Source organism: Mesorhizobium sp. B2-4-6 (genome assembly GCF_006442775.1).
In the GTDB taxonomy this organism is placed as follows: domain Bacteria; phylum Pseudomonadota; class Alphaproteobacteria; order Rhizobiales; family Rhizobiaceae; genus Mesorhizobium.
In genome coordinates this window covers 1-18570 of the sequence record NZ_VFVI01000005.1, presented here as the reverse complement: position 1 = coordinate 18570, position 18570 = coordinate 1, and the positions used below count along the sequence as shown (strand labels likewise).

Sequence of the window (18570 nt, the reverse complement as noted above, 5' to 3'; positions counted from 1 at the left end):
ACGAGCGCGAGCGAAGCGGCCGCGCGTCCCGTCGTCTTCAAGGTGGAAGGAATATTCATTGAACTCTCCGTTGGAATGGATGGTCGCCGCTTAGAGCGCGTCGGTGTCTGTTTCGCCGGTGCGGATGCGCACCGCCTGGTCGATGCCGAAGACGAAGATCTTGCCGTCGCCGATCTGACCGGTCTTGGCGGCCGCGGTGATGGCTTCGACGGCCTTGTCGACCATGTCGGCGCCGACGGCGACCTCGATCTTGATCTTGGGCAGGAAGCTGACCGCGTATTCCGCGCCGCGATAGATTTCGGTATGCCCCTTTTGACGCCCGTAGCCTTTGACCTCGGTGACGGTCAGGCCCTGGATGCCGACGGCGGTGAGCGCTTCGCGCACCTCGTCGAGCTTGAACGGCTTGATGATTGCCATCACGATTTTCATAAGGTTTCACCCTTTGCTGTTGCGGTCCCCCGCGTTTGCACACCTTCACCGATCCCGAGGAGCCGGAGAGTGCTCGGCAGGATTCAAGCTCCGTGCCAATTGCCGAAGCAGGGCATTAACCTGTTGTAAACAAAGGGAACGAGTGACCCGCGCACACTGTTTGTGCGAGAGCGCATCGAGCCGGCGGATCAAAAAATAGGCAAAATTCGGAAAATGCCTATTAAGTAGGCTTGAACCGGAAGCCGGCTCAGCGTTTGAGCCGGATGAGGCCTTCCTGGGCGACCGAGGCGATCAGCGTTCCATCCCGTGCGAACAGCGAGCCGCGGGTGAAGCCGCGCGATCCTTGGGTCGACGGACTGTCCTGGTTGTAGAGGATCCAGTCGTCCAGCGAATGGCTGCGGTGGAACCACATGGCGTGGTCGAGGCTGGCGGCCTGGATGTCGCGGTCGAAGATGGCGCGGCCATGCGCGAAGGTCGAGGTGTCGAGCAGCGTCATGTCGGAGAGGTAGGCGAGCACGGCCGCCTGCGTCGCGCGGTTTTCCGGCACCGGGCCGGTGGTGCGGATCCAGATGTTCTGCTGCGGCTCCAGCTTCTCGCGGCTCGTATAGTGCTTCAGCATCACCGGCTTCATCTCGATCGGCCGGTCGCGCTCCCAGTAGCGCCTGATGCCTTCCGGAACCGCCTCGCCGAACTTGCCGAGCAGCTCGCGCTGGGTGAGCAGCGTGTCGGGCGCCGGCACGTCGCGCGGCATCGGCAGCTGGTGCTCGAGCCCGACCTCGTCCTGCTGGAAGGAAGCCTCCAGCGAGAAGATCGCCTGGCCGTGCTGGATTGCAACGACCCGGCGCGTGGTGAAGGAGCCGCCGTCGCGGATGCGGTCGACCTCGTAGACGATCGGCAGCTTGGTGTCGCCCGGCCGCATGAAATAGCCGTGCAGCGAATGCACATGGCGTTCGGGCTCGACGGTACGCTGCGCGGCTACCAGCGCCTGGGCGATGGTCTGGCCGCCGAAGACGCGCTGCCAGTCGACCTTGGGGCTGCGACCACGATACAGATTGTGTTCGAGCTGTTCGAGGTCGAGAATGTCGAGAAGCTCGTCCATGGCCGCTGTCATGTTTGAAATCCTTCGAGGATGTGCCATGGCCGGTTTCGGACAGGACGTGCGGGCAGTCAAGGCCGCAAGCGGCGGCCGGCCGAAGCCGTGAAAGGATGATGCCATGGTCGACCGCAAGCCGGACGGAGCAGGGGCCGATGGGAAGCGCGAGGCTCTGGACGTGCTCATCGCCGGCGCCGGCTATGTCGGCCTCACCGCGGCCGTGTCGCTGAAGCAGGCGCGGCCGGGCCTCGCCATCGCCGTCGTCGACGCGGCGCCCACTGGCGTCTGGCAGCGCGACGGCCGCGCCTCGGCCATAGCGGCGGCGGCCAGCCGCATGCTGGAGCAGCTTGGCGTCTGGGAAGAGATCGCGCCGGAAGCACAGGCGATCACCGAAATGATCATCACCGATTCGCGCACGGCCGACCCGGTGCGTCCGGTGTTCCTGACCTTCGACGGCGAGGTTGCGCCCGGCGAGCCCTTCGCCCACATGGTCGCCAACCGCGACTTGAACGGCGCGCTTCGGCGGCGCGCCGAAAAGCTCGGCATCGACATCATCGAAGGCATGGCGGTCAGCGCCTTCGATGTGAACGGCGCTGGCGTCACCGTGCATCTGGCCGACGGCGCCGCGCTGAAGGCGCGGCTGCTGGTCGCCGCCGACGGCGTCAATTCGAAATTGCGCGACATGGCCGGCATCAAGACCGTAAAATGGGAATACGGCCAGTCCGGCATCGTCTGCACGGTGGCGCATGAGCGCCCGCACAACGGCCGCGCCGACGAACATTTCCTGCCGGCCGGCCCGTTCGCGACGCTGCCGCTGAAGCCGGACAAGGATGGCACCAACCGTTCGTCGATCGTCTGGGTGGAGCGCACGCAGGATGCCAAGGCGCTGGTCGACGGCGACGAGTTCGTCTTCGAGCACGATCTGGAGCAGCGCTTCGGCCTGAAGCTCGGCGAAATAAGCGTCGCCGACAAGCCGCGCGCCTGGCCGCTCGGCCTGACGCTCGCCCGCGCCTTCGTCGCGCCGCGCTTCGCGCTGGCCGGCGACGCCGCGCACGGCATCCACCCGATCGCCGGTCAGGGCCTCAATCTCGGCTTCAAGGATGTCGCGGCCCTGGCCGAGGTCGTGGTCGAGGCCGACCGGCTCGGCCAGGACATCGGCGCGCTCGACGTGCTCGAGCGCTACCAGCAATGGCGCCGCTTCGACACGCTGCAGATGGGCGTCACCACCGACGTTTTGAACCGGCTGTTCTCCAACGACATCGGCCCGCTGCGTGCCGCGCGCGACCTTGGCCTCGGGCTGGTCGAGCGCATGCCGAGGCTGAAAGAGTTCTTCATCCGCCAGGCTTCGGGGCTGTCCGGCGAAACCCCACGGCTGTTGAAGGGCGAGGCGATCTGAGCGCTTGCCGAGAGGCGTTTCGGCCAATCATGAAGGCAGTCGATCCGGCCGCCGCAGCTTCGGCTTAGTTCACTTCAAACCCCAGCTTCTGCCTTAACCTCAGCATCCGCTGGTCGGCGATCCTTAGGCTTCGCTCGCCGCCTTGCGCGACGCGGTCCAGCATCCTGAGCAGATCGTCCCGTTCATGCGGATCGAGGCGCTCGCGCAAAAACGGCGCCAGCTTGTCGATGACGATCGTCGTGTCGTCGACCTGCGCGGCGGCCCATTTGGCGTAGACGACCGCCTCGTCGGTCTTCTTCGGGCTGTCGGCGATCCGCGCGATCACCTCGCGGATGATCGCCTCGCGCTGCGGCAGGACCGGGCCGTGCTCGGAGACGATCGCGGTGATCAGCGTCGCCGCCGCCACCACCGGATCGTCGATCGCCGTCAGCGGCGAAAGCGCGGCCTGGTTGCGCAATTTCTTGCGGCGGATGTTGCCCTGGACGCGTCCGACGACATCGGCGACCTCGCGCGCGGCGTCGCTCATATATTTCAGCCGGTACCACCAGATGGCGGCCGCTCCGAGCAGGCCGAGGATGGCGATCAGGAAAGGCATGCCGAATTCCCCCGAAATCGCGGCGACGATAGACGATAGGAGAAGCGCGGCCCTGCTTCAACACGCGACAGTTGCGGCGGCGAGGAAATCCTGAAGATGTTTCCCGCAAGAGACAGCTTCGACCGGCGCATCGTGCCATGACCGGCGGCTTATGACCCCGGTATGTCGTAGATCGCCCTGATTTCGACCGTACCGAGCTCCGCCAGCGGGATCTTGGCCGCAATGTCGAGCGCCTCGGCAAGGTCCGCGGCCTCGACCATGACGAAACCCAGCAGTTGCTCCTTGGTTTCGGCGAAGGGGCCGTCGGTCACCAGCCGTTTGCCTTGGCGCCGCCTGAGCGACTTCGACATCTTCACCGGTTGCAGCGCCTGCGCGACGATCAGCTTGCCTTGCCGGTCGAGCTCCCTGTCATAGGCGAGCGAATCGGCATCGAGCTTGGCCGATTCCCGCGGGGTGAGCGCGAAGAGGTCCTTTTCCTCGCCATAGACCAGCAGGACATATTTCATTTCGAGCTTCCTTTCGTTGATGACGTATAGAGGGCGACGGCGACGGTGTCGGTTTTGCTTGCCGTCGCCGCATGGTCGAGCAGGCATGCCGCGACGCCGATGATGGCGATTGCCGCCGCCAGCCGGCCGAAGCCGGGTGCCGGCGGATCCAGCCAGAACTCTTCGAGTCGCCGGCCTTTTCGCCCCGGCCGTCCCCAGACCGCAAGAAATAGATTGTCCATCTTAACCTCCATTGGCCGCGAATGGCCGCCCGCAGGACGGTCGGGCAGACGGGAAGTCGACATTTTTGCACGCGCCTATTTTGGAGAATTTTCGAAGCGCGTCGCGCGACCACAATCATACCAGGCCATGGATGGTCTTCCGGCCCGCCCGCGCTATAGTTCCCGGGAACGCTGGCGCCTGCCGGCGCAAACCCCGACAGACCAGGAGGAATTCATGGACCGCACCGCAAACGCCGTCTGGAAAGGCAATCTGAAAGAGGGCAAAGGCACGCTCGACACCCAGAGCGGCACCTTGAAGGGCACGCCCTATTCGTTCAAGGCGCGTTTCGAGGATGAGAGCGGCAAGTCCGGCACCAATCCGGAAGAGCTGATCGCCGCTGCCCATGCCGGCTGCTATGCCATGCAGCTGTCCCACTTCCTGGCCGAGAACGGCACGCCGGCCGCCGAGCTCGACGCCAAGGCGGTGGTGACGCTGGTGCCCGGCACCGGCATCACCGGCAGCGCCATCACCCTTGTCGGCAAGGTGCCGGGCATCGACGCGGCGAAATTCAAGGAGCTGGCCGAGAAGGCCAAGGCAGAATGCCCGGTGTCGAAGGCGCTAGGCGCCATCAAGGTGTCGTTGGACGCGAAATTGGGGTGAGACGGGAAACGGCGTCGCCCTCGGCGGTCAATCCTTGAGGGCGGCGGCACGGACATCCGACGGCGTCGCGTCATAGCGGCGCCGGAACGCCCGGTTGAAATAGGAGAGGTCGTTGAAGCCGGCCTCGAACGCGATCGCGGTGATGCTGCGCCCGGCGTTGCGCGGATCGCAGAGCATGCGATGCGCGTGCAGCAGGCGCTGGCGCAGCATGAACTCCGACAAAGACGTGCCGTCGCTTTCGAACAACTTGCGCACATAGCGCGTGGAAAGCCGGTGGCGCCTGGCGACCTCCTCGGCCGAAAGGTCGCCGCCTCTGGCGATGATGTCTGCCTTGATGGCACGCAGTCGCGCCACTCGTACGCCGCGCCCGCGCGCGATTTCCACCGCGTCCCTCGTCCCACCGATGGCAAGCGCCGCCAGATCGAAGATATGCGTTGTCGCCACATGCAGCTCTTCCGGGCTGAGCCCGTCGCCCGCATCCTGGACCGAATGGACATAGTCGATCAGCAGCCGCATCGCTCCGGTGCCGGTCGGTAGCGGCCGCATCAGCGCGACCGCGGGATCGCCGATCAGCGGCGAAAGCTGTTTGAGGGAAAAGCTCATATTGACGAAGCGGATGCCGCCCGGCTGGATGACGTTGAGGCCGACTTCTTCACCGCTCATCATCAGTGCGTGGCCGCCGCCGACCGGCTCCTCACGGCCGCGATGCTTCATCACGCTTGCGCCGTCCAGCGCCGCGAGCAGGACAAGATCGTCGCTGTCGATCAGCCTCGTCGAATGATAGACCCGGAATGCCGAGCAGGTGCCCGTAGCGATGCCCAGCCCCGGCAGCGCGCGCACCCGCATATCGACATGCGTCGGGTCGAGCGGATCGAGATCGACCTTCAGCACCGTGCGGCCATAGACCTCGCGCATGACCTCGACACGATCCCGCTCCGGGACCATGTCCGTGACCAACCTGAACGAAGCCGACGGCCCCCTTGCCGCAGTCATCGGCACCCCCTGCCTCTGACGGATGGCCCGCGGGACCATCGCCAATTTTAGAGCCCGGTTCCCGCTGTGGACGAACCGGCTCCAGAGGCACGCTGATATGCGCCGAGGTTCCCGAAACGTCAATACAGGGCCGTTTTGGCCGCTTTAAGGGCCGCCTCGTCCAAGCTGCCCCTCGCCGGCCTCGCCTAGTTTGCGGCGCGCTTCGGCAAAGCCGGCAGCGCATTCGGAAACGATCGAAGGGGGTTCGATGTATCACCTGCAACTGTTCAAGACGCTGTCTCAATTGTCGTCAGCCGGCTTCAATCCTCGCGTCTACCTTTTGTCTCTCGCGCTCGGCAAAGGCGCAGCCGACCATCGCGACCTGAAACTGCCGCCTCGCCTTGGCGAGCGCCGGCCATGACCGCGAGACCCGTCTTTCCGATATCGTCGCTTGTCGGCCTTTTCGTTCTCGCCGGCTGCACAAGCCCTCAGGGCGCCGGCCTTGCGATGGGCGCGGTCGGCGCCATGGCCGGCGGCGGCGGGTTGAACCCGCTTTCGGCGGCGATCGGCCTCGGCACCATGGCGGCCGCCGATTCCGCGGCCGCGTCGCAGGCGGGTGTCATCACGCCGCAGGAGCAGGCCAAATATGCCGGCATGTCCTGCGCGGAATTGCGTCAATTGACGGCGAACTATGCGGCGGCTCAAGGCGCGCGCCCGGCGGCAAAGAAATATGGCGGCATGGCGCCTGCCGGCAAGATGGCCATCGCCAACCAGGTCATCTCCACCCGGCTCACCTATCTGAAACAGCTTGTGGCGAGCAAAGGATGCTGACCGGCCTTTCGCGTTTGGGGCGGGCGAGGCTTGTTGGCCTGGCTGCGCTGGCGGGATCGTTGGCCTTGGCAGCCACCGGCGGCTTCGGCCAGGGAATCGGGCCGGCGACCCGCTCGCATCGCGGCCCGATACCGGTGGCGCTCGTAGGCCAGTGGAGCTTTGCGGCCGCGACCGGCCAGTATTGCGACCCGCTCGGCGACTGCGCGCCGGGCAGCGGCGGCAGCATTACCTTCACATTCGGCGTCGGCGGGCGTGCCGAATACAGCCTGTTTCAGTCCTCGCTGGTCGAAGGCTGCGGTCAGGTTCAGTCGCTGAGGTCTATGGCCGGCACGGCAAGAGTGGACGGTTCCACGCTGGTGCTTACGCCGAGATCGGGAACCTACAAATCGTTCAATGGCTGCCGGCCGGACCTCACCGGAAACTGGAAACTTGGCGCTGAAGACCTGAAGCCGGTTTCGTTCAGCTGGCAATTGGATGAAGGGGAACTGAAGCTCGTCGACCCTACGGGCGAGGCCAGCGGCATCTACAACAGGAGGTGATACGCCGGGTTGTTATCCGGCGCCCAGCGCGTCGATCTTCGCGCGCAGTGCCGCGACCTCTTCCTCGAGCGCCTTCACGCGCGCTTCGAGATCGCTATCCGAAGATGTCGCTGCCGGCTGCCACGGAGCCGTCACCGCTGCCGCTTCCACCGGCCCACTCAGCAAATGAACATAGCGCTCCTCGCGCTGCCCGGGGGCGCGTTCGAGCAACTGGATCAGCGGCGGCCGGCGGCCGATCATCAGGTCGAGATTGTCGCGCAGCTCCTCGATCGAGGCGAAGCGCGCCATGCGCTCCGAACGGGCCAGAAGCTCATGCGCGGTCTGCGCGCCGCGCAGAAGCAAGAGGCCAATCACCGCGATCTGCGGCGTCGTCAGCGAAAAGCGCTGCGCCATCAGATGCTCGTAGCGCTCGACGCGCGAGGCGAAGGCCTGGCGCACCAGGCCCTTCTGCTCGAGCGAGCTCAGCGCCCGCCGGATTTCGGTGAGTTCCAGTGCCATCACCGGCTCGCGCGCCGTCTTCTGGTTGGCCGCCTGGTGCGCGCCGTTGAGCGTCAGCGGATAGACGTCCGGCGTCAGCTCCTTCTTCTCGATCAGCGAGCCGAGCACGCGGGCTTCGGTGGGAGAGAGGATGGGGAGATCTTCGCTCATTGAGTTGCCTATCCTTTCAGGCTGGAGGGACAGCAACCCCCTCTGTCCGGCAGGACAGAGGGGGTTGCGAAGGATCGCGACCTAGCGGTTGCTGTCACCAAACCCTTTTCGCCTCAGACCCTTCTCTCCACCATCATCTTCTTGATCTCGGCAATCGCCTTGGCGGGATTGAGTCCCTTCGGGCAGGTCTGCGCGCAGTTCATGATGGTGTGGCAGCGATAGAGCCGGAACGGGTCTTCCAGATTGTCGAGCCGTTCGCCCGTCGCCTCGTCGCGGCTGTCGATCAGCCAGCGATAGGCCTGCAATAGGGTGGCCGGGCCGAGATAACGATCGCCGTTCCACCAGTAGCTCGGGCACGACGTCGAGCAGCAAGCGCACAGGATGCACTCGTAGAGCCCGTCGAGCTTCTCGCGGTCCTCGTGGCTCTGCAGCCATTCCTTGGCGGGCGTCGGCGAGACCGTCTGCAGCCAGGGCTGGATCGAAGCGTGCTGGGCATAGAAATTGGTGAGGTCGGGCACCAGGTCCTTGATCACAGCCATGTGCGGCAGCGGATAGACCTTCACCGCGCCCGAAATGTCCTCGGCGCCCTTGGTGCAGGCCAGCGTGTTCGAGCCGTCGATATTCATGGCGCAGGAACCGCAGATGCCTTCGCGGCAGGAGCGGCGCAAGGTCAGCGTCGGGTCGATCTTGTTCTTGATCCACAACAACGCGTCGAGAACCATCGGCCCGCAATCGTCCATGTCGACGAAATAGGTGTCCATGCGCGGGTTCTCGTCGTCGTCCGGCGACCAGCGATAGATGCGGTATTCGCGCAGGTTCGTGGCGCCTTCCGGCTTCGGCCAGGTCTTGCCTTGCTGGACCTTCGAATTCCTGGGAAGCGTGAGTTCGACCATTACTTGCGGTCCTTTCGGATGACGAGCTTCAGCCCGGACCAGATTTCGTTCACGGCGGCGACCTTGACGTCGACCAGGTCGCGCTTCAGCGCCTCCGACCGGATGACGTCCTCGGTGACGTCGGTCGGCACTTTCGATGCCTTCTTCGGCCAGGAAACCCAGACCATGCCGTCGCGCTTGATCGCCGTCTCGATGTGGGCCAAGCCGTCCTCGATCTCGGCGCGCTGCCGGGTGAAGGCATGCACGGCATCGTATTTCCGGCGGCCCGAGATCGCCGACCATTTGGACAGCCGATCGACGCCGGCAAAGGACACCGCCTCGGTCAGCTCGTCGAGCTCCGGAGGCAGCGCAATGAAGGCGGCGACCATGCCGTCCCTCAGGCCGAGCTTGGCCGGAAGGGGCGTGCCGGAATATCCCGTGGTCGCCAATGCCATGGTCAATACACCCGCGCCTTCGGCGCGATCTTGGCCAGGCTGATGCCGCCGTCCTTTTCCGCCAGCAGCGGCTCGGTGTGCACCGGCCGGTAGGTCAGCGTCACCTTGCCGTCTCCGCTCAGATGAGCCAGCGTATGCTTGCGCCAGTTGGCGTCGTCGCGCTTGTCGAAATCCTCGCGCGCATGCGCGCCGCGGCTCTCCTTGCGCGCCTCGGCGCCGTAGACCGTGGTGATGGCGTTGGCCATCAGGTTTTCCAGCTCCAGCGTCTCGACGAGGTCGGAATTCCAGATCATCGAGCGGTCGGTGACCTTGATGTCCTTGAGCTCGCCCCAGAGTTCCGAAATGCGCTTGCAGCCGTTCTCGAGCGATTCCTGCGTGCGGAACACGGCGGCGTCTTCCTGCATGGCGCGCTGCATTCTCTCGCGCAGCACCGCCGTCGGCGTCGAGCCGTTGGCGTGGCGCAGCCTGTCGAAGCGCTCCATGATCTTTTCGACCGAAGCTTCGTTGGGCGATGGGATCGCCGACTTGCGGTCGATCACCTGGCCGGCGCGGATGGCCGCCGCCCGCCCAAAGACGACGAGGTCGATCAGCGAGTTCGAGCCGAGCCGGTTGGCCCCGTGCACCGAAGCGCAGCCGGCCTCGCCGACGGCCATCAGGCCGGGCGACACGCGGTCGGGATGCTCGGCCGTCGGGTTGAGCACCTCGCCCCAGTAATTGGTCGGCACGCCGCCCATATTGTAGTGCACCGTCGGCAGCACCGGGATCGGCTCCTTGGTGAGGTCGACGCCGGCAAAGATCTTGGCCGACTCGGAAATACCCGGCAGCCGCTCATGCAGCACGGCCGGATCGAGATGGTCGAGATGCAGGAAGATGTGGTCCTTGTTCTTGCCGACGCCGCGGCCTTCACGGATCTCCAGCGTCATGCAGCGCGAGACGACGTCTCGCGAGGCGAGGTCCTTGGCCGACGGCGCGTAGCGCTCCATGAAGCGCTCGCCCTCGGAATTGACGAGATAGCCGCCTTCGCCGCGCGCGCCTTCGGTGATGAGGCAGCCGGCGCCGTAGATGCCGGTCGGATGGAACTGCACGAACTCCATGTCCTGCAGCGGCAGCCCGGCTCTGGCTGCCATGCCGCCGCCGTCGCCGGTGCAGGTATGCGCCGAGGTGGCGGAGAAATAGGCGCGGCCATAGCCGCCGGTCGCCAGCACCACCATCTTGGCCGAGAAGCGGTGGATGGTGCCGTCATCGAGATTCCAGGCGACGACGCCGGTGCAGGTGCCGTCCGGCTCCATGATCAGGTCGAGCGCGAAATACTCGATGAAGAACTGCGCGTTGTTCTTCAGCGACTGGCCGTAGAGCGTGTGCAGGATGGCGTGGCCGGTGCGGTCGGCGGCCGCACAGGTGCGCTGCACCGGCGGCCCGTCGCCATAGTTCATCATGTGGCCGCCGAACGGCCGCTGGTAGATCTTGCCTTCCTCGGTGCGCGAGAACGGCACGCCGTAATGCTCGAGCTCGTAGACGGCGGCCGGCGCCTCGCGCACCATGTATTCCATGGCGTCGACATCGCCCAGCCAGTCCGAGCCCTTGACGGTGTCGTACATGTGCCACTGCCAGGAATCCGGCCCCATGTTGGACAACGAGGCGGCGATGCCGCCTTGCGCGGCCACAGTGTGCGAACGCGTCGGGAACACCTTGGTGATGCAGGCGGTGCGCAATCCCTGCTCGGCCATGCCGAGCGTGGCGCGCAGGCCGGCGCCGCCGGCGCCGACGATCACGACGTCGAATTTATGGTCGACAAAAGTGTAGGCGGAAGCCGTGTTGCTTGTATCCTTGGCCAAGGCCTCAGCCTCCAAATGCGAGTTTGAGCAGGGCAAACAGCGAAGCGACGCCGACTGCCACGCAGAAGAAGGTGTTGAGGGCGATCAGCGCCAGCTTCGTGCCTTCGCCATGCACATAGTCCTCGATGATGATCTGCATGCCGATCCGCATGTGGTAGAGGCCGGAAACCAGGACCAGCGCCAGCACCAGCGCCACGAAGGGATTGGCGAGCGACGCCCGCACATCTGTATAGCCGTGGCCGTTGACCGCGATCAGGAAGCCGACGAAGAACAGCAGCAGCGGGATGTTGGCGACCGCCGTCAGCCGCTGGCGCCAGAAATGGCCAGTGCCCTCGCGCGCCGAGCCCAGGCCGCGCACCTTGCCGAGCGGCGTGCGCATATCGGTGTTGTTCGCGCTCATCAAAAAGCTCCCCTCGCCATGTAGCCGGCGATCCAGATCAGCAGCGTCAGCACGATCGAACCGGCGAGCGTCGCCCAGGCGATCTTCGAGGCGGTGTGCTTTTCCAGTCCCGCGCCGGTGTCCCAGACGAGGTGGCGCAACCCGCCCAGCATGTGGTGCATCAGCGCCCACGTGTAGCCGAACAGAACCAGCCGGCCGAGCCAGGAGCCGAAGGCCCAGTTGACCCAGTCGAAGGCGGCCTGCGAGCTCGAAGCCGCGATCAGCCACGCCGCCACCAGCAGCGTCCCGAAATAGAGCGCGCCGCCGGTGATGCGATGGATGATCGACATCGTCATCGTGATCGGCGGCCGGTAGACCGTCAGATGCGGCGAGAGCGGCCGTTCACGTCTGGCAACTGCGCGGGTGGCTGGTGATTTGCTCATGGCTCCCCCAGATCGGCATCCTGGAGCCGCGATGGGAATGCGGCGTTTGCCGCCCTCATATATGGCTTCGGACAGCCGGTTTCTAATGCTCTTTTTGCACCGCGTCAAAGCCGGAAAATCGTTTTGGAAACATCATTTAGTCTGACAAATTGGAGGCCGCGCGCTTCAATCGATTAGCGATTGTTTAGAAGCCGGCGCAGCGTTCGCTGCAGTGCAACAACTGCCCTATCTTCTGCACGTCTGCGGGGTGGATCCCTTCTTCATCACCAGTGCCTCGCGTCCGTCGATCACGATTGCGTCATGCGTCGCCGCTTCCTGGTAGCGGCTGCTCTGGTTGGCGGGCGAGGCGGCGAACTCCTCGGCCGAGCCATCGGGCCGCATGACGCGCAATGCGCTGCCCAGATTCTGGATGGTGATCATGCCGCCATTGCCGCATCTGTAGGTGGCCGTGCCGATTCCGGACCGCGGCGCGGTAAGGTCGGTGACGATCTTGGTTGGCGGTGCGGACGTCTTGGCCGCTGTCGGGACCGACGCTGCCACAGGTACTGGGGGCATCGCCGGTATCGACGTCGCCGCTGGCGCGGCGGGCTGCTGGTTCGGCGCAGGCGAAGCCGGCGGCGGTGCGGCATCGGCCGACTTGGGCGCGCCGTCCTGCGGCACGCAGGCCGCGGCCGCGAGAAGCAGCGGGATGATGATCGAGACCCGAACCGTGTGGCCAAAGCTCATACGCTGCCCTTTCGTGCGCGGCACCCTACAGCAATTCCGGGAAAAGTGTGAACGGTTGGGTTCGGCGCCTTCGCCGTGGCCTTCCGTCCGGAATGTGTCGAAACAAAGAGATAGCCGCTTGCCGTTACTGTGAAACGGTGGACCGCTGTAGCCACGCGACGTTGCAAGATCAAGGTGACCTAGAGTCAGATCGACACTGCGACCGCCCTGCTGCCTGGGAAGCCGGGCCCTCGAAAATTAACCATGTTCCTTAAGACCCGGCGCCGAAGGTCTCCCGCCTCTTAACAAAGGTTAAGAAAGAGTTAATTTCCGATTCGAATCGGATTCCAGGCGCGATCTGTCGCGCCGATCAAGGGAGAGCGACATGCGTTCGAATTCAGTGCGGGCAAGCGTTGCCGCCGCCGCGCTGGCGGGGTTTGTCATGGCAATCGCCGCGCCGGCCGAAGCCGGCTTGCGCCATCACGACCGCGTCTATGCCGATTCCTTCGGCAATCTCGTCATCGACAGCGCCGCCGGCTACAAGCGCATCGTCGTCGGCGAGGGCAAGCTTGCGAAAAAGCTTTCCGAACTCACCGGCGCCGGCCAGCCGGATGTCGTCTATGACGATGCGGACGAACCCGGCGCGCCCGGCTGCTACCAGCCGCCGGTGCTGGTGAAGGGCCGCTCCTATATGTACGGGCTTTCCGACGGCGAGATGCCCAATCTCAGCCCTTGCCGTTGAAGATCGTCGCCTGGCGCCGTCGCAGCGCGCCTGACACGCGCACGCAGTCGCGGCCGGCATTCTTGGCGTCGTAGAGCGCGGCGTCGGCGCGCCGCAAGAGATCGGCGAAACCCTCGTCGGTGGCCAGCTCGGCCACGCCGAAGCTTGCGCTGCAGCGATGTTCGGTGGGCAGGCCATCGATCGGCAGGGCGCCGAACGCATTGCGCGCGCCTTCGGCAAACAGCCGCGCCGCGGCAAGATTGGTGCCCGGCAGGATGATGGCGAACTCCTCGCCGCCGATGCGGCCCGCGACATGATGTTCGGCGGCGGCTTCGCGCAGGAAACCGGCGAAGGTCTCGATCACGCGGTCGCCGCAGGCATGGCCGTAGCTGTCGTTGATGCGCTTGAAATAATCGAGATCGGCGATCACCAGCGCCACCGGCACGCCGCGCCGGACGGCGTCCCGCATGGCAAGGTCGGCGTGGCGTTCGAAGCCGCCGCGGTTGAACAACCGGGACAAGGTGTCGGTTTCCGATTTCGAAGTCGCCTCGGCCAGCGCGTCACGCACCAGCACGGCCAGGGCAAGCAGCGCCAGCGCCAGCCCGAACACGGTGCCGAGCGATTGCGACACCAACGCGTAAGCCGTCTGCACATAGGCCTGCGGATTGGCGCCCCAGCCGCCCAGCGCACCCGCGATGAGCGGCTTGGAGGCAAACTGCACGGCGCTGGCGCCGAGCACCAGCGCCAGCACATGGTCGAGCCGCGCGAACCTTCGCCTGGAGGACAGCACGATGCCGAGAGCGGCGAACTGCATGACGGCGTAGGGAAGCTGGTAGGCCATCATCCGCGTCAGCGAATGGCGCGGCAGGTCCTGCACCAGATAGACGGCGACCGAGGCAACGACGAGGAAGCAGAGCATCTGCGGCCAGGGTGGCCGCACGCCATATTTGTGGGCGAGCCCGCCATTGAAGGCGACGGTTGCGCCGAGGAACACGGCAAAGGCGGCAACGACCGGCAGTCGGGCGTCCGCGAAAGCGGGAATGCTGAATTCGATGGCGAAATAGGCCATGCCGAGCAGGTAGCTGAAGGCGAGCCAGCGCGCCGACACGCGCCCGGTGTCATAGACGGCAACCGCCATGAATGCCGCCGCCAGCAGCCCGGCGACGAGCAGGTTGATCATCAGTATGAAGTCGGCGCTGCCCATATCTGCCTTCGTCGGAACGTTCCGGACAGAAAAGCATCGACGGGCGAAGAACACGTTAATGCCGAGGCATGACCGCAGGCTACAGGCCTCCGCGATTAGCTGCAAACGCCCCCGCGCTTGTCCTTCCAGGGCGAAGCAAGGAGCGGAGCGACGCGCGCAGACCCTAGAACTCATGCCGCTCCATTAAGGCGTTGCGGCAATTATAGAATTTGCACTGCAGTATTCTACGCCAGAGGTAACGGCGTGGATCCTCGGGTCAAGCCCGAGGAAGACGAAGTTGCAGGAGCTTCGGGCAATCGCGGACGTTGCGATCGCCTTCTGGACTAAGGAGGGGGGTGCGCCGAGTCCGTATGTATCAGCCGACGGCGAGCGACTCGGCAGCGAAGGCGGTTTCAGGTCTCTCGTAAGACAGACGGACGCTGTCGCGGCCGTTCTTCTTGGCCTTGTAGAGCGCCTCGTCGGCGCGCCGCATCAACGGCATCAGTCCTTCCCTGCCGGTGCGGGCGGCAACGCCGAAGCTGGCCGTGACCCTGGTGCCGGGCGGCAGGCCATCGATCGTACCGGCCGAATAGAAGGAACGGATCGCTTCGGCGAAGAGCCTTGCCGACCCCAAGTCGCTGAGCGGCAAAAGCACGGCGAACTCTTCGCCGCCGATGCGCCCGGCGGCCCCGCGCGCGCCGGTGGCGGAGCGCAGCTTGGCGGCGAAATCGGCGATCACCCGGTCGCCGGCCTCGTGGCCGTGCCGGTCGTTCAGCGCCTTGAAGTGGTCGAGATCGGCCAGCACCAGGGCGACGGGAAAGCCGGCTTTGCCGCACTGGTCGAGCAGCACGGTTGCCCGCTCCTCGAAACCGCGGCGGTTGAGGATGCCCGAGAGCGGATCGGTATGGGTCTCGGCCTTCAGCGCCCTCATCACGTCGAGCGCCGCGGCTGTGAACAGGCAGAGCGCGATCAGCAGCGACAACAGCGCGTGCGAAAGCAGCGCCGTCGTCCAGTAGGACGATCCGTAGAAGCCGTCATAGCTGGGGAACGGTCCATGCGCGATGACGACGATCAGCGTGCGGGCGATGAAGTTCAGCCCGGAAAGCAGCGACAGCGCGAACAGGATTTTTTCGGTCGGACCATTGTTGCGCACCGTTCTCAGTTCCGCGGCGACCAGCAGGCTGAGCGCGCCAAAGCCGAAATTCATGACGAGCACGCGCCAGGTGAGGTCCGGCTCGACGAACATGAACCAGATGAAGGCGGCGAGCCCGCCTCCGGTCACGATACCGATGCCGACATAGGGCACGCGCCGTCCGTAGCGCGCGATGATCGCGCTGGAAAGGCACCAGGCCGCGATCGTGAAACAGCTATTGGAAATCAGCTTGGTCAGCGCCACGCCGATCGGAAGCGTGAAATACTGCAGCAGGAAACCCGGCGCCGACAGGCAGTAGCTCGCGCCGAGCGCGGCCAGATACGGGCGATGACGCTGATAGGAAAACAGCACGAGGAACGCGGCGCCAAGCGCCAGCGCTATCGTCGGATTGAGCAGCGCTATAAGCAGACCGGTGTCCAAAGGACTGCGACTTTCCCCAACTTACCCAGGGGGAGATACTAGGACCTAAGCCCAAACAAGCGGTTAAGCCCCCGACGAGCACATCGCATGCCACGCGGAACCGGCCTGCCGGAGCGGCGTTGTCCGGCCAGACAGGAGACGCCAGACGGGAGACGATCGAGATGGCCGGCACGATCACTTTGACGAACCACGATGAAATCCGCTCCTGGGCGGCGGCGCGCGCCGGCTTCCCGGCCATCGTCGACGTCTCGCCCGAGGCGGGAACGCAGCCCATGCTGCGGCTGGTTTTTGGGCAGCAGGCCTATGAAGACACCGACCGCCCGGAGCGTTCGATCAACAGCGGCGGCTACGAGCTCGTGGAGTGGGACGAGTGGTTCAGGATTTTCGACGAGCGCCAGTTGGCCTTGGTCGTCGCCGCCGACGAGCCCGGCCGGCGCGAGGAGTTTCACGAGATCATTCGCAGATAGAGCGCTGAAAGCAAAAGACCCGGACGTCCTGTCCGGGCCTTTGTTGAGAGACGCAAGCCGGCTGTTACTTCCAGTCGCGGATGTCGACGAAGTGGCCGGCGATCGCCGCCGCCGCCGCCATGGCCGGCGACACCAGGTGGGTGCGGCCCTTGAAGCCCTGCCGGCCCTCGAAATTGCGGTTCGAGGTCGAGGCGCAGCGTTCATGCGGCTTCAGCCGGTCGTCGTTCATGGCCAGGCACATCGAGCAGCCGGGCTCACGCCAATCGAAGCCGGCGGCGACGAAGATCTTGTCGAGGCCTTCGGCTTCCGCCTGTTCCTTGACCAGGCCGGAGCCGGGCACGATCATGGCGTTGACGCGCGGATTGACCTTCTTGCCCTCGACCACCTTGGCGGCGGCGCGCAGGTCCTCGATGCGGCCATTGGTGCAGGAGCCGATGAAGACGCGGTCGAGTTCGATGTCGGTGATCTTGGTCCCCGGCGTCAGCCCCATATAGTCGAGCGCGCGGATCTTCGACGTGCGCTTGTTCTCGTCCGCGATCTCTTGCGGATTGGGCACGATGCCCTGCACCGAGACGACGTCCTCGGGCGAGGAGCCCCAGGAGACGATCGGCGGCAGCTTCTGGGCGTCGAGCACGACCACCTTGTCGAAATGCGCACCCTCGTCGGACTGCAGCGTCTTCCAATAGGCGAGCGCGGCATCCCAGGCGGCGCCCTTCGGCGCGCGCGGTTTGTCCTTCACATAGGCGAAGGTCGTCTCGTCCGGCGCGATCAGGCCGGCCCGCGCCCCGCCCTCGATCGACATGTTGCAGATCGTCATGCGGCCTTCCATCGACAGCGAACGGATCGCTTCGCCGGCATATTCGATGACGTAGCCGGTGCCGCCGGCGGTGCCGATCTCGCCGATGATGGCGAGGATGATGTCCTTGGCGGTGACGCCTTCCGGCAACTGGCCGTCGACGCGCACCAGCATATTCTTGGCCTTGCGCTGGATCAGCGTCTGTGTGGCCAGCACATGCTCGACCTCAGACGTGCCGATGCCATGCGCCAGCGCGCCGAAAGCGCCGTGCGTGGAGGTGTGGCTGTCGCCGCAAACGATGGTCATGCCCGGCAGGGTAAAACCCTGTTCCGGCCCGATGATGTGGACGATGCCCTGGCGGATATCGTTCTCGGAATAATATTCGATGCCGAAATCCTTGGCGTTCTTGGCCAACGCCTCGACCTGGATGCGGCTTTCCTCGTTCTTGATGCCGAACTTGCGCTCGGGCGAGGTCGGCACGTTATGGTCGACCACGGCCAGCGTCTTTTCCGGATGGCGGACCTTGCGGCCGCTCATGCGCAGGCCTTCGAAAGCCTGCGGGCTGGTGACTTCGTGGACGAGGTGGCGGTCGATATAGAGCAGGCAGGTGCCGTCGTCCTGGCGGTCGACCGTGTGGTCGTCGAAGATCTTGTCGTAGAGGGTGCGCGGTGCGCTCATGTGCGTAAATCCGTCGATATGAGAATGGGAAAAGCTGGCGTGGCTTCGGCCGGCAAGCGACTTCGATCAGTCGGCCCGGCGAAGTCGGCAGGTGAGCGCGCCGCAGACCCGCGCGGCAAATCGCGACGGCAGGCGCTTTCTGTCCTGCAGCACGAAACCCTTGTAGGCCGGATCGCTGAAAAGCTTTTCCATGGCGGCGTAGATAGCAATGTTTTGGCTTTTCGGCAATTGCGAGCGGGGGCCTGGTTCCTCGCCTCACTCCCACACCTTCGGAGGGCAAAGGCAGAGCGCCAAGGTCGGCGAGCGCGCGCCCTTCCTCTCTCCCGCCGATCGGGGGAGAGGTGGCGAGCGAAGCTCGACGGAGTGGGGGGGCGACTTGGCTCGGCCATTGTTATTTCAAACCGAGCAATGCCTCGGCTTAATCGGAGCTCTGTGGCGAGCTGTCAGCGGCGGCGCATTTGAGGATCGCCTTCCCCCGCTCCGTCGCTGCTTCGCAGCGCCACTTCTCCCCCCACAAGGGCAGGGCTATCGCATATGAGTGATCGCATTGATGAGATAGTCGTCGTTCCAGGCGCATTTCTTGATGCGATGGC

Annotated in this window: 23 protein-coding genes; 6 read left to right on the top strand and 17 right to left on the bottom strand. The window is 65.0% G+C overall.

What is annotated here, in order from left to right; all coding sequences use genetic code 11:
• Positions 1 to 90 precede the first annotated feature (90 nt).
• Positions 91 to 429, bottom strand: a complete 339-nt coding sequence (locus tag FJ957_RS14905; RefSeq protein WP_006327120.1) for a P-II family nitrogen regulator — start codon at positions 427 to 429, stop codon at positions 91 to 93.
• 247 nt (positions 430 to 676) lie between these two features.
• Positions 677 to 1540 (bottom strand): acyl-CoA thioesterase II, encoded by an 864-nt coding sequence (gene tesB, locus FJ957_RS14900; RefSeq protein WP_140646056.1) that lies wholly within the window; start codon positions 1538 to 1540, stop codon positions 677 to 679.
• 103 nt (positions 1541 to 1643) lie between these two features.
• On the opposite strand from tesB, the gene FJ957_RS14895 reads away from it, so the two are divergent.
• On the top strand, positions 1644 to 2918 hold the full coding sequence (locus FJ957_RS14895) for a ubiquinone biosynthesis hydroxylase (protein WP_140832533.1): 1275 nt from the start codon (positions 1644 to 1646) through the stop codon (positions 2916 to 2918).
• A gap of 64 nt (positions 2919 to 2982) precedes the next feature.
• Here the strand turns inward: FJ957_RS14895 and FJ957_RS14890 are convergent, their stop codons facing one another.
• The 3 genes from FJ957_RS14890 to FJ957_RS14880 all read right to left on the bottom strand — a co-directional run bounded on the left by FJ957_RS14890 (position 2983) and on the right by FJ957_RS14880 (position 4240).
• Positions 2983 to 3513: a hypothetical protein gene (locus FJ957_RS14890; protein WP_140832530.1), complete on the bottom strand. Its 531-nt coding sequence runs from the start codon at positions 3511 to 3513 to the stop codon at positions 2983 to 2985.
• A 149-nt stretch (positions 3514 to 3662) separates the two neighbouring features.
• Positions 3663 to 4019: a YciI family protein gene (locus tag FJ957_RS14885; protein WP_140832527.1), complete on the bottom strand. Its 357-nt coding sequence runs from the start codon at positions 4017 to 4019 to the stop codon at positions 3663 to 3665.
• Positions 4016 to 4240 (bottom strand): hypothetical protein, encoded by a 225-nt coding sequence (locus tag FJ957_RS14880; RefSeq protein WP_140832524.1) that lies wholly within the window; start codon positions 4238 to 4240, stop codon positions 4016 to 4018. The genes FJ957_RS14885 and FJ957_RS14880 overlap by 4 nt, the downstream gene beginning before the upstream one ends.
• A gap of 214 nt (positions 4241 to 4454) precedes the next feature.
• Between FJ957_RS14880 and FJ957_RS14875 the strand changes: the two genes are divergently transcribed.
• A complete protein-coding gene (locus FJ957_RS14875) occupies positions 4455 to 4880 on the top strand; it encodes an OsmC family protein (protein WP_140785513.1) in 426 nt (141 codons plus the stop codon).
• 27 nt (positions 4881 to 4907) lie between these two features.
• On the opposite strand, the gene FJ957_RS14870 is transcribed toward FJ957_RS14875, so the two are convergent.
• The gene (locus FJ957_RS14870) at positions 4908 to 5873 is read right to left on the bottom strand and encodes an AraC family transcriptional regulator (RefSeq protein ID WP_140832521.1); all 966 of its coding nucleotides are present in this window, start codon (positions 5871 to 5873) and stop codon (positions 4908 to 4910) included.
• Between the two features lie 396 nt (positions 5874 to 6269).
• On the opposite strand from FJ957_RS14870, the gene FJ957_RS14860 reads away from it, so the two are divergent.
• Both FJ957_RS14860 and FJ957_RS14855 read left to right on the top strand, forming a co-directional pair.
• On the top strand, positions 6270 to 6683 hold the full coding sequence (locus tag FJ957_RS14860) for a hypothetical protein (protein WP_181166909.1): 414 nt from the start codon (positions 6270 to 6272) through the stop codon (positions 6681 to 6683).
• Complete coding sequence (locus tag FJ957_RS14855) at positions 6677 to 7222, top strand: hypothetical protein (protein ID WP_140832518.1); 546 nt, start codon at positions 6677 to 6679, stop codon at positions 7220 to 7222. The genes FJ957_RS14860 and FJ957_RS14855 overlap by 7 nt, the downstream gene beginning before the upstream one ends.
• 12 nt (positions 7223 to 7234) lie before the next feature.
• On the opposite strand, the gene FJ957_RS14850 is transcribed toward FJ957_RS14855, so the two are convergent.
• The 7 genes from FJ957_RS14850 to FJ957_RS14820 all read right to left on the bottom strand — a co-directional run bounded on the left by FJ957_RS14850 (position 7235) and on the right by FJ957_RS14820 (position 12580).
• Positions 7235 to 7870 carry a DUF480 domain-containing protein gene (locus FJ957_RS14850; protein WP_140832515.1) on the bottom strand — a complete coding sequence of 212 codons (636 nt, stop codon included), beginning with the start codon at positions 7868 to 7870 and terminating at the stop codon, positions 7235 to 7237.
• Positions 7871 to 7983: 113 nt separating this feature from the next.
• The gene (locus FJ957_RS14845) at positions 7984 to 8763 is read right to left on the bottom strand and encodes a succinate dehydrogenase iron-sulfur subunit (RefSeq protein WP_140646046.1); all 780 of its coding nucleotides are present in this window, start codon (positions 8761 to 8763) and stop codon (positions 7984 to 7986) included.
• Positions 8763 to 9197, bottom strand: coding sequence for a DUF3052 family protein (locus tag FJ957_RS14840; RefSeq protein ID WP_140832512.1), 435 nt, complete (start codon positions 9195 to 9197; stop codon positions 8763 to 8765). The genes FJ957_RS14845 and FJ957_RS14840 overlap by 1 nt, the downstream gene beginning before the upstream one ends.
• 2 nt (positions 9198 to 9199) lie before the next feature.
• The gene (sdhA, locus tag FJ957_RS14835) at positions 9200 to 11032 is read right to left on the bottom strand and encodes a succinate dehydrogenase flavoprotein subunit (protein WP_140832509.1); all 1833 of its coding nucleotides are present in this window, start codon (positions 11030 to 11032) and stop codon (positions 9200 to 9202) included.
• A 4-nt stretch (positions 11033 to 11036) separates the two neighbouring features.
• Positions 11037 to 11432 carry a succinate dehydrogenase, hydrophobic membrane anchor protein gene (gene sdhD / locus FJ957_RS14830; protein ID WP_140832507.1) on the bottom strand — a complete coding sequence of 132 codons (396 nt, stop codon included), beginning with the start codon at positions 11430 to 11432 and terminating at the stop codon, positions 11037 to 11039.
• Positions 11432 to 11854 carry a succinate dehydrogenase, cytochrome b556 subunit gene (gene sdhC, locus FJ957_RS14825; protein ID WP_140832505.1) on the bottom strand — a complete coding sequence of 141 codons (423 nt, stop codon included), beginning with the start codon at positions 11852 to 11854 and terminating at the stop codon, positions 11432 to 11434. The genes sdhD and sdhC overlap by 1 nt, the downstream gene beginning before the upstream one ends.
• A 225-nt stretch (positions 11855 to 12079) precedes the next feature.
• Entirely contained in the window at positions 12080 to 12580 is a 501-nt protein-coding gene (locus tag FJ957_RS14820) for a hypothetical protein (protein WP_140832503.1), read from the bottom strand.
• A 364-nt stretch (positions 12581 to 12944) separates the two neighbouring features.
• Between FJ957_RS14820 and FJ957_RS14815 the strand changes: the two genes are divergently transcribed.
• Positions 12945 to 13301, top strand: a complete 357-nt coding sequence (locus tag FJ957_RS14815) for a hypothetical protein (protein WP_140832501.1) — start codon at positions 12945 to 12947, stop codon at positions 13299 to 13301.
• Here the strand turns inward: FJ957_RS14815 and FJ957_RS14810 are convergent.
• Together FJ957_RS14810 and FJ957_RS14805 are read right to left on the bottom strand one after the other, a co-directional pair.
• A complete protein-coding gene (locus FJ957_RS14810; protein ID WP_140832499.1) occupies positions 13285 to 14484 on the bottom strand; it encodes a GGDEF domain-containing protein in 1200 nt (399 codons plus the stop codon). The two genes, FJ957_RS14815 and FJ957_RS14810, sit on opposite strands and share 17 nt — an antisense overlap.
• Before the next feature lie 355 nt (positions 14485 to 14839).
• Complete coding sequence (locus FJ957_RS14805) at positions 14840 to 16036, bottom strand: GGDEF domain-containing protein (RefSeq protein ID WP_140832497.1); 1197 nt, start codon at positions 16034 to 16036, stop codon at positions 14840 to 14842.
• Positions 16037 to 16197: 161 nt separating this feature from the next.
• Here FJ957_RS14805 and FJ957_RS14800 point away from each other — a divergent pair, with 161 nt between their 5' ends.
• Positions 16198 to 16503, top strand: a complete 306-nt coding sequence (locus tag FJ957_RS14800) for a hypothetical protein (protein ID WP_140707157.1) — start codon at positions 16198 to 16200, stop codon at positions 16501 to 16503.
• Between the two features lie 64 nt (positions 16504 to 16567).
• On the opposite strand, the gene leuC is transcribed toward FJ957_RS14800, so the two are convergent.
• Positions 16568 to 17977 (bottom strand): 3-isopropylmalate dehydratase large subunit, encoded by a 1410-nt coding sequence (gene leuC / locus FJ957_RS14795; protein ID WP_140832495.1) that lies wholly within the window; start codon positions 17975 to 17977, stop codon positions 16568 to 16570.
• 66 nt (positions 17978 to 18043) lie between these two features.
• Complete coding sequence (locus FJ957_RS32445) at positions 18044 to 18169, bottom strand: hypothetical protein (protein ID WP_140659910.1); 126 nt, start codon at positions 18167 to 18169, stop codon at positions 18044 to 18046.
• Positions 18170 to 18570: the final 401 nt, after the last annotated feature.

Coding starts and splice junctions, on each gene's coding strand:
- FJ957_RS14855 (WP_140832518.1), top strand. CDS start 6,677: ATGCTGACCGGCCTTTCGCGTTTGGGGCGGGCGAGGCTTGTTGGCCTG.
- sdhC (WP_140832505.1), bottom strand. CDS start 11,854: ATGAGCAAATCACCAGCCACCCGCGCAGTTGCCAGACGTGAACGGCCG.
- FJ957_RS14810 (WP_140832499.1), bottom strand. CDS start 14,484: ATGGGCAGCGCCGACTTCATACTGATGATCAACCTGCTCGTCGCCGGG.
- FJ957_RS14860 (WP_181166909.1), top strand. CDS start 6,270: ATGACCGCGAGACCCGTCTTTCCGATATCGTCGCTTGTCGGCCTTTTC.
- leuC (WP_140832495.1), bottom strand. CDS start 17,977: ATGAGCGCACCGCGCACCCTCTACGACAAGATCTTCGACGACCACACG.
- FJ957_RS14845 (WP_140646046.1), bottom strand. CDS start 8,763: ATGGTCGAACTCACGCTTCCCAGGAATTCGAAGGTCCAGCAAGGCAAG.
- FJ957_RS32445 (WP_140659910.1), bottom strand. CDS start 18,169: ATGGAAAAGCTTTTCAGCGATCCGGCCTACAAGGGTTTCGTGCTGCAG.
- FJ957_RS14850 (WP_140832515.1), bottom strand. CDS start 7,870: ATGAGCGAAGATCTCCCCATCCTCTCTCCCACCGAAGCCCGCGTGCTC.
- FJ957_RS14905 (WP_006327120.1), bottom strand. CDS start 429: ATGAAAATCGTGATGGCAATCATCAAGCCGTTCAAGCTCGACGAGGTG.
- FJ957_RS14875 (WP_140785513.1), top strand. CDS start 4,455: ATGGACCGCACCGCAAACGCCGTCTGGAAAGGCAATCTGAAAGAGGGC.
- FJ957_RS14895 (WP_140832533.1), top strand. CDS start 1,644: ATGGTCGACCGCAAGCCGGACGGAGCAGGGGCCGATGGGAAGCGCGAG.
- FJ957_RS14840 (WP_140832512.1), bottom strand. CDS start 9,197: ATGGCATTGGCGACCACGGGATATTCCGGCACGCCCCTTCCGGCCAAG.
- FJ957_RS14870 (WP_140832521.1), bottom strand. CDS start 5,873: ATGACTGCGGCAAGGGGGCCGTCGGCTTCGTTCAGGTTGGTCACGGAC.
- FJ957_RS14890 (WP_140832530.1), bottom strand. CDS start 3,513: ATGCCTTTCCTGATCGCCATCCTCGGCCTGCTCGGAGCGGCCGCCATC.
- FJ957_RS14880 (WP_140832524.1), bottom strand. CDS start 4,240: ATGGACAATCTATTTCTTGCGGTCTGGGGACGGCCGGGGCGAAAAGGC.
- FJ957_RS14800 (WP_140707157.1), top strand. CDS start 16,198: ATGGCCGGCACGATCACTTTGACGAACCACGATGAAATCCGCTCCTGG.
- FJ957_RS14820 (WP_140832503.1), bottom strand. CDS start 12,580: ATGAGCTTTGGCCACACGGTTCGGGTCTCGATCATCATCCCGCTGCTT.
- FJ957_RS14815 (WP_140832501.1), top strand. CDS start 12,945: ATGCGTTCGAATTCAGTGCGGGCAAGCGTTGCCGCCGCCGCGCTGGCG.
- sdhD (WP_140832507.1), bottom strand. CDS start 11,432: ATGAGCGCGAACAACACCGATATGCGCACGCCGCTCGGCAAGGTGCGC.
- FJ957_RS14885 (WP_140832527.1), bottom strand. CDS start 4,019: ATGAAATATGTCCTGCTGGTCTATGGCGAGGAAAAGGACCTCTTCGCG.
- tesB (WP_140646056.1), bottom strand. CDS start 1,540: ATGACAGCGGCCATGGACGAGCTTCTCGACATTCTCGACCTCGAACAG.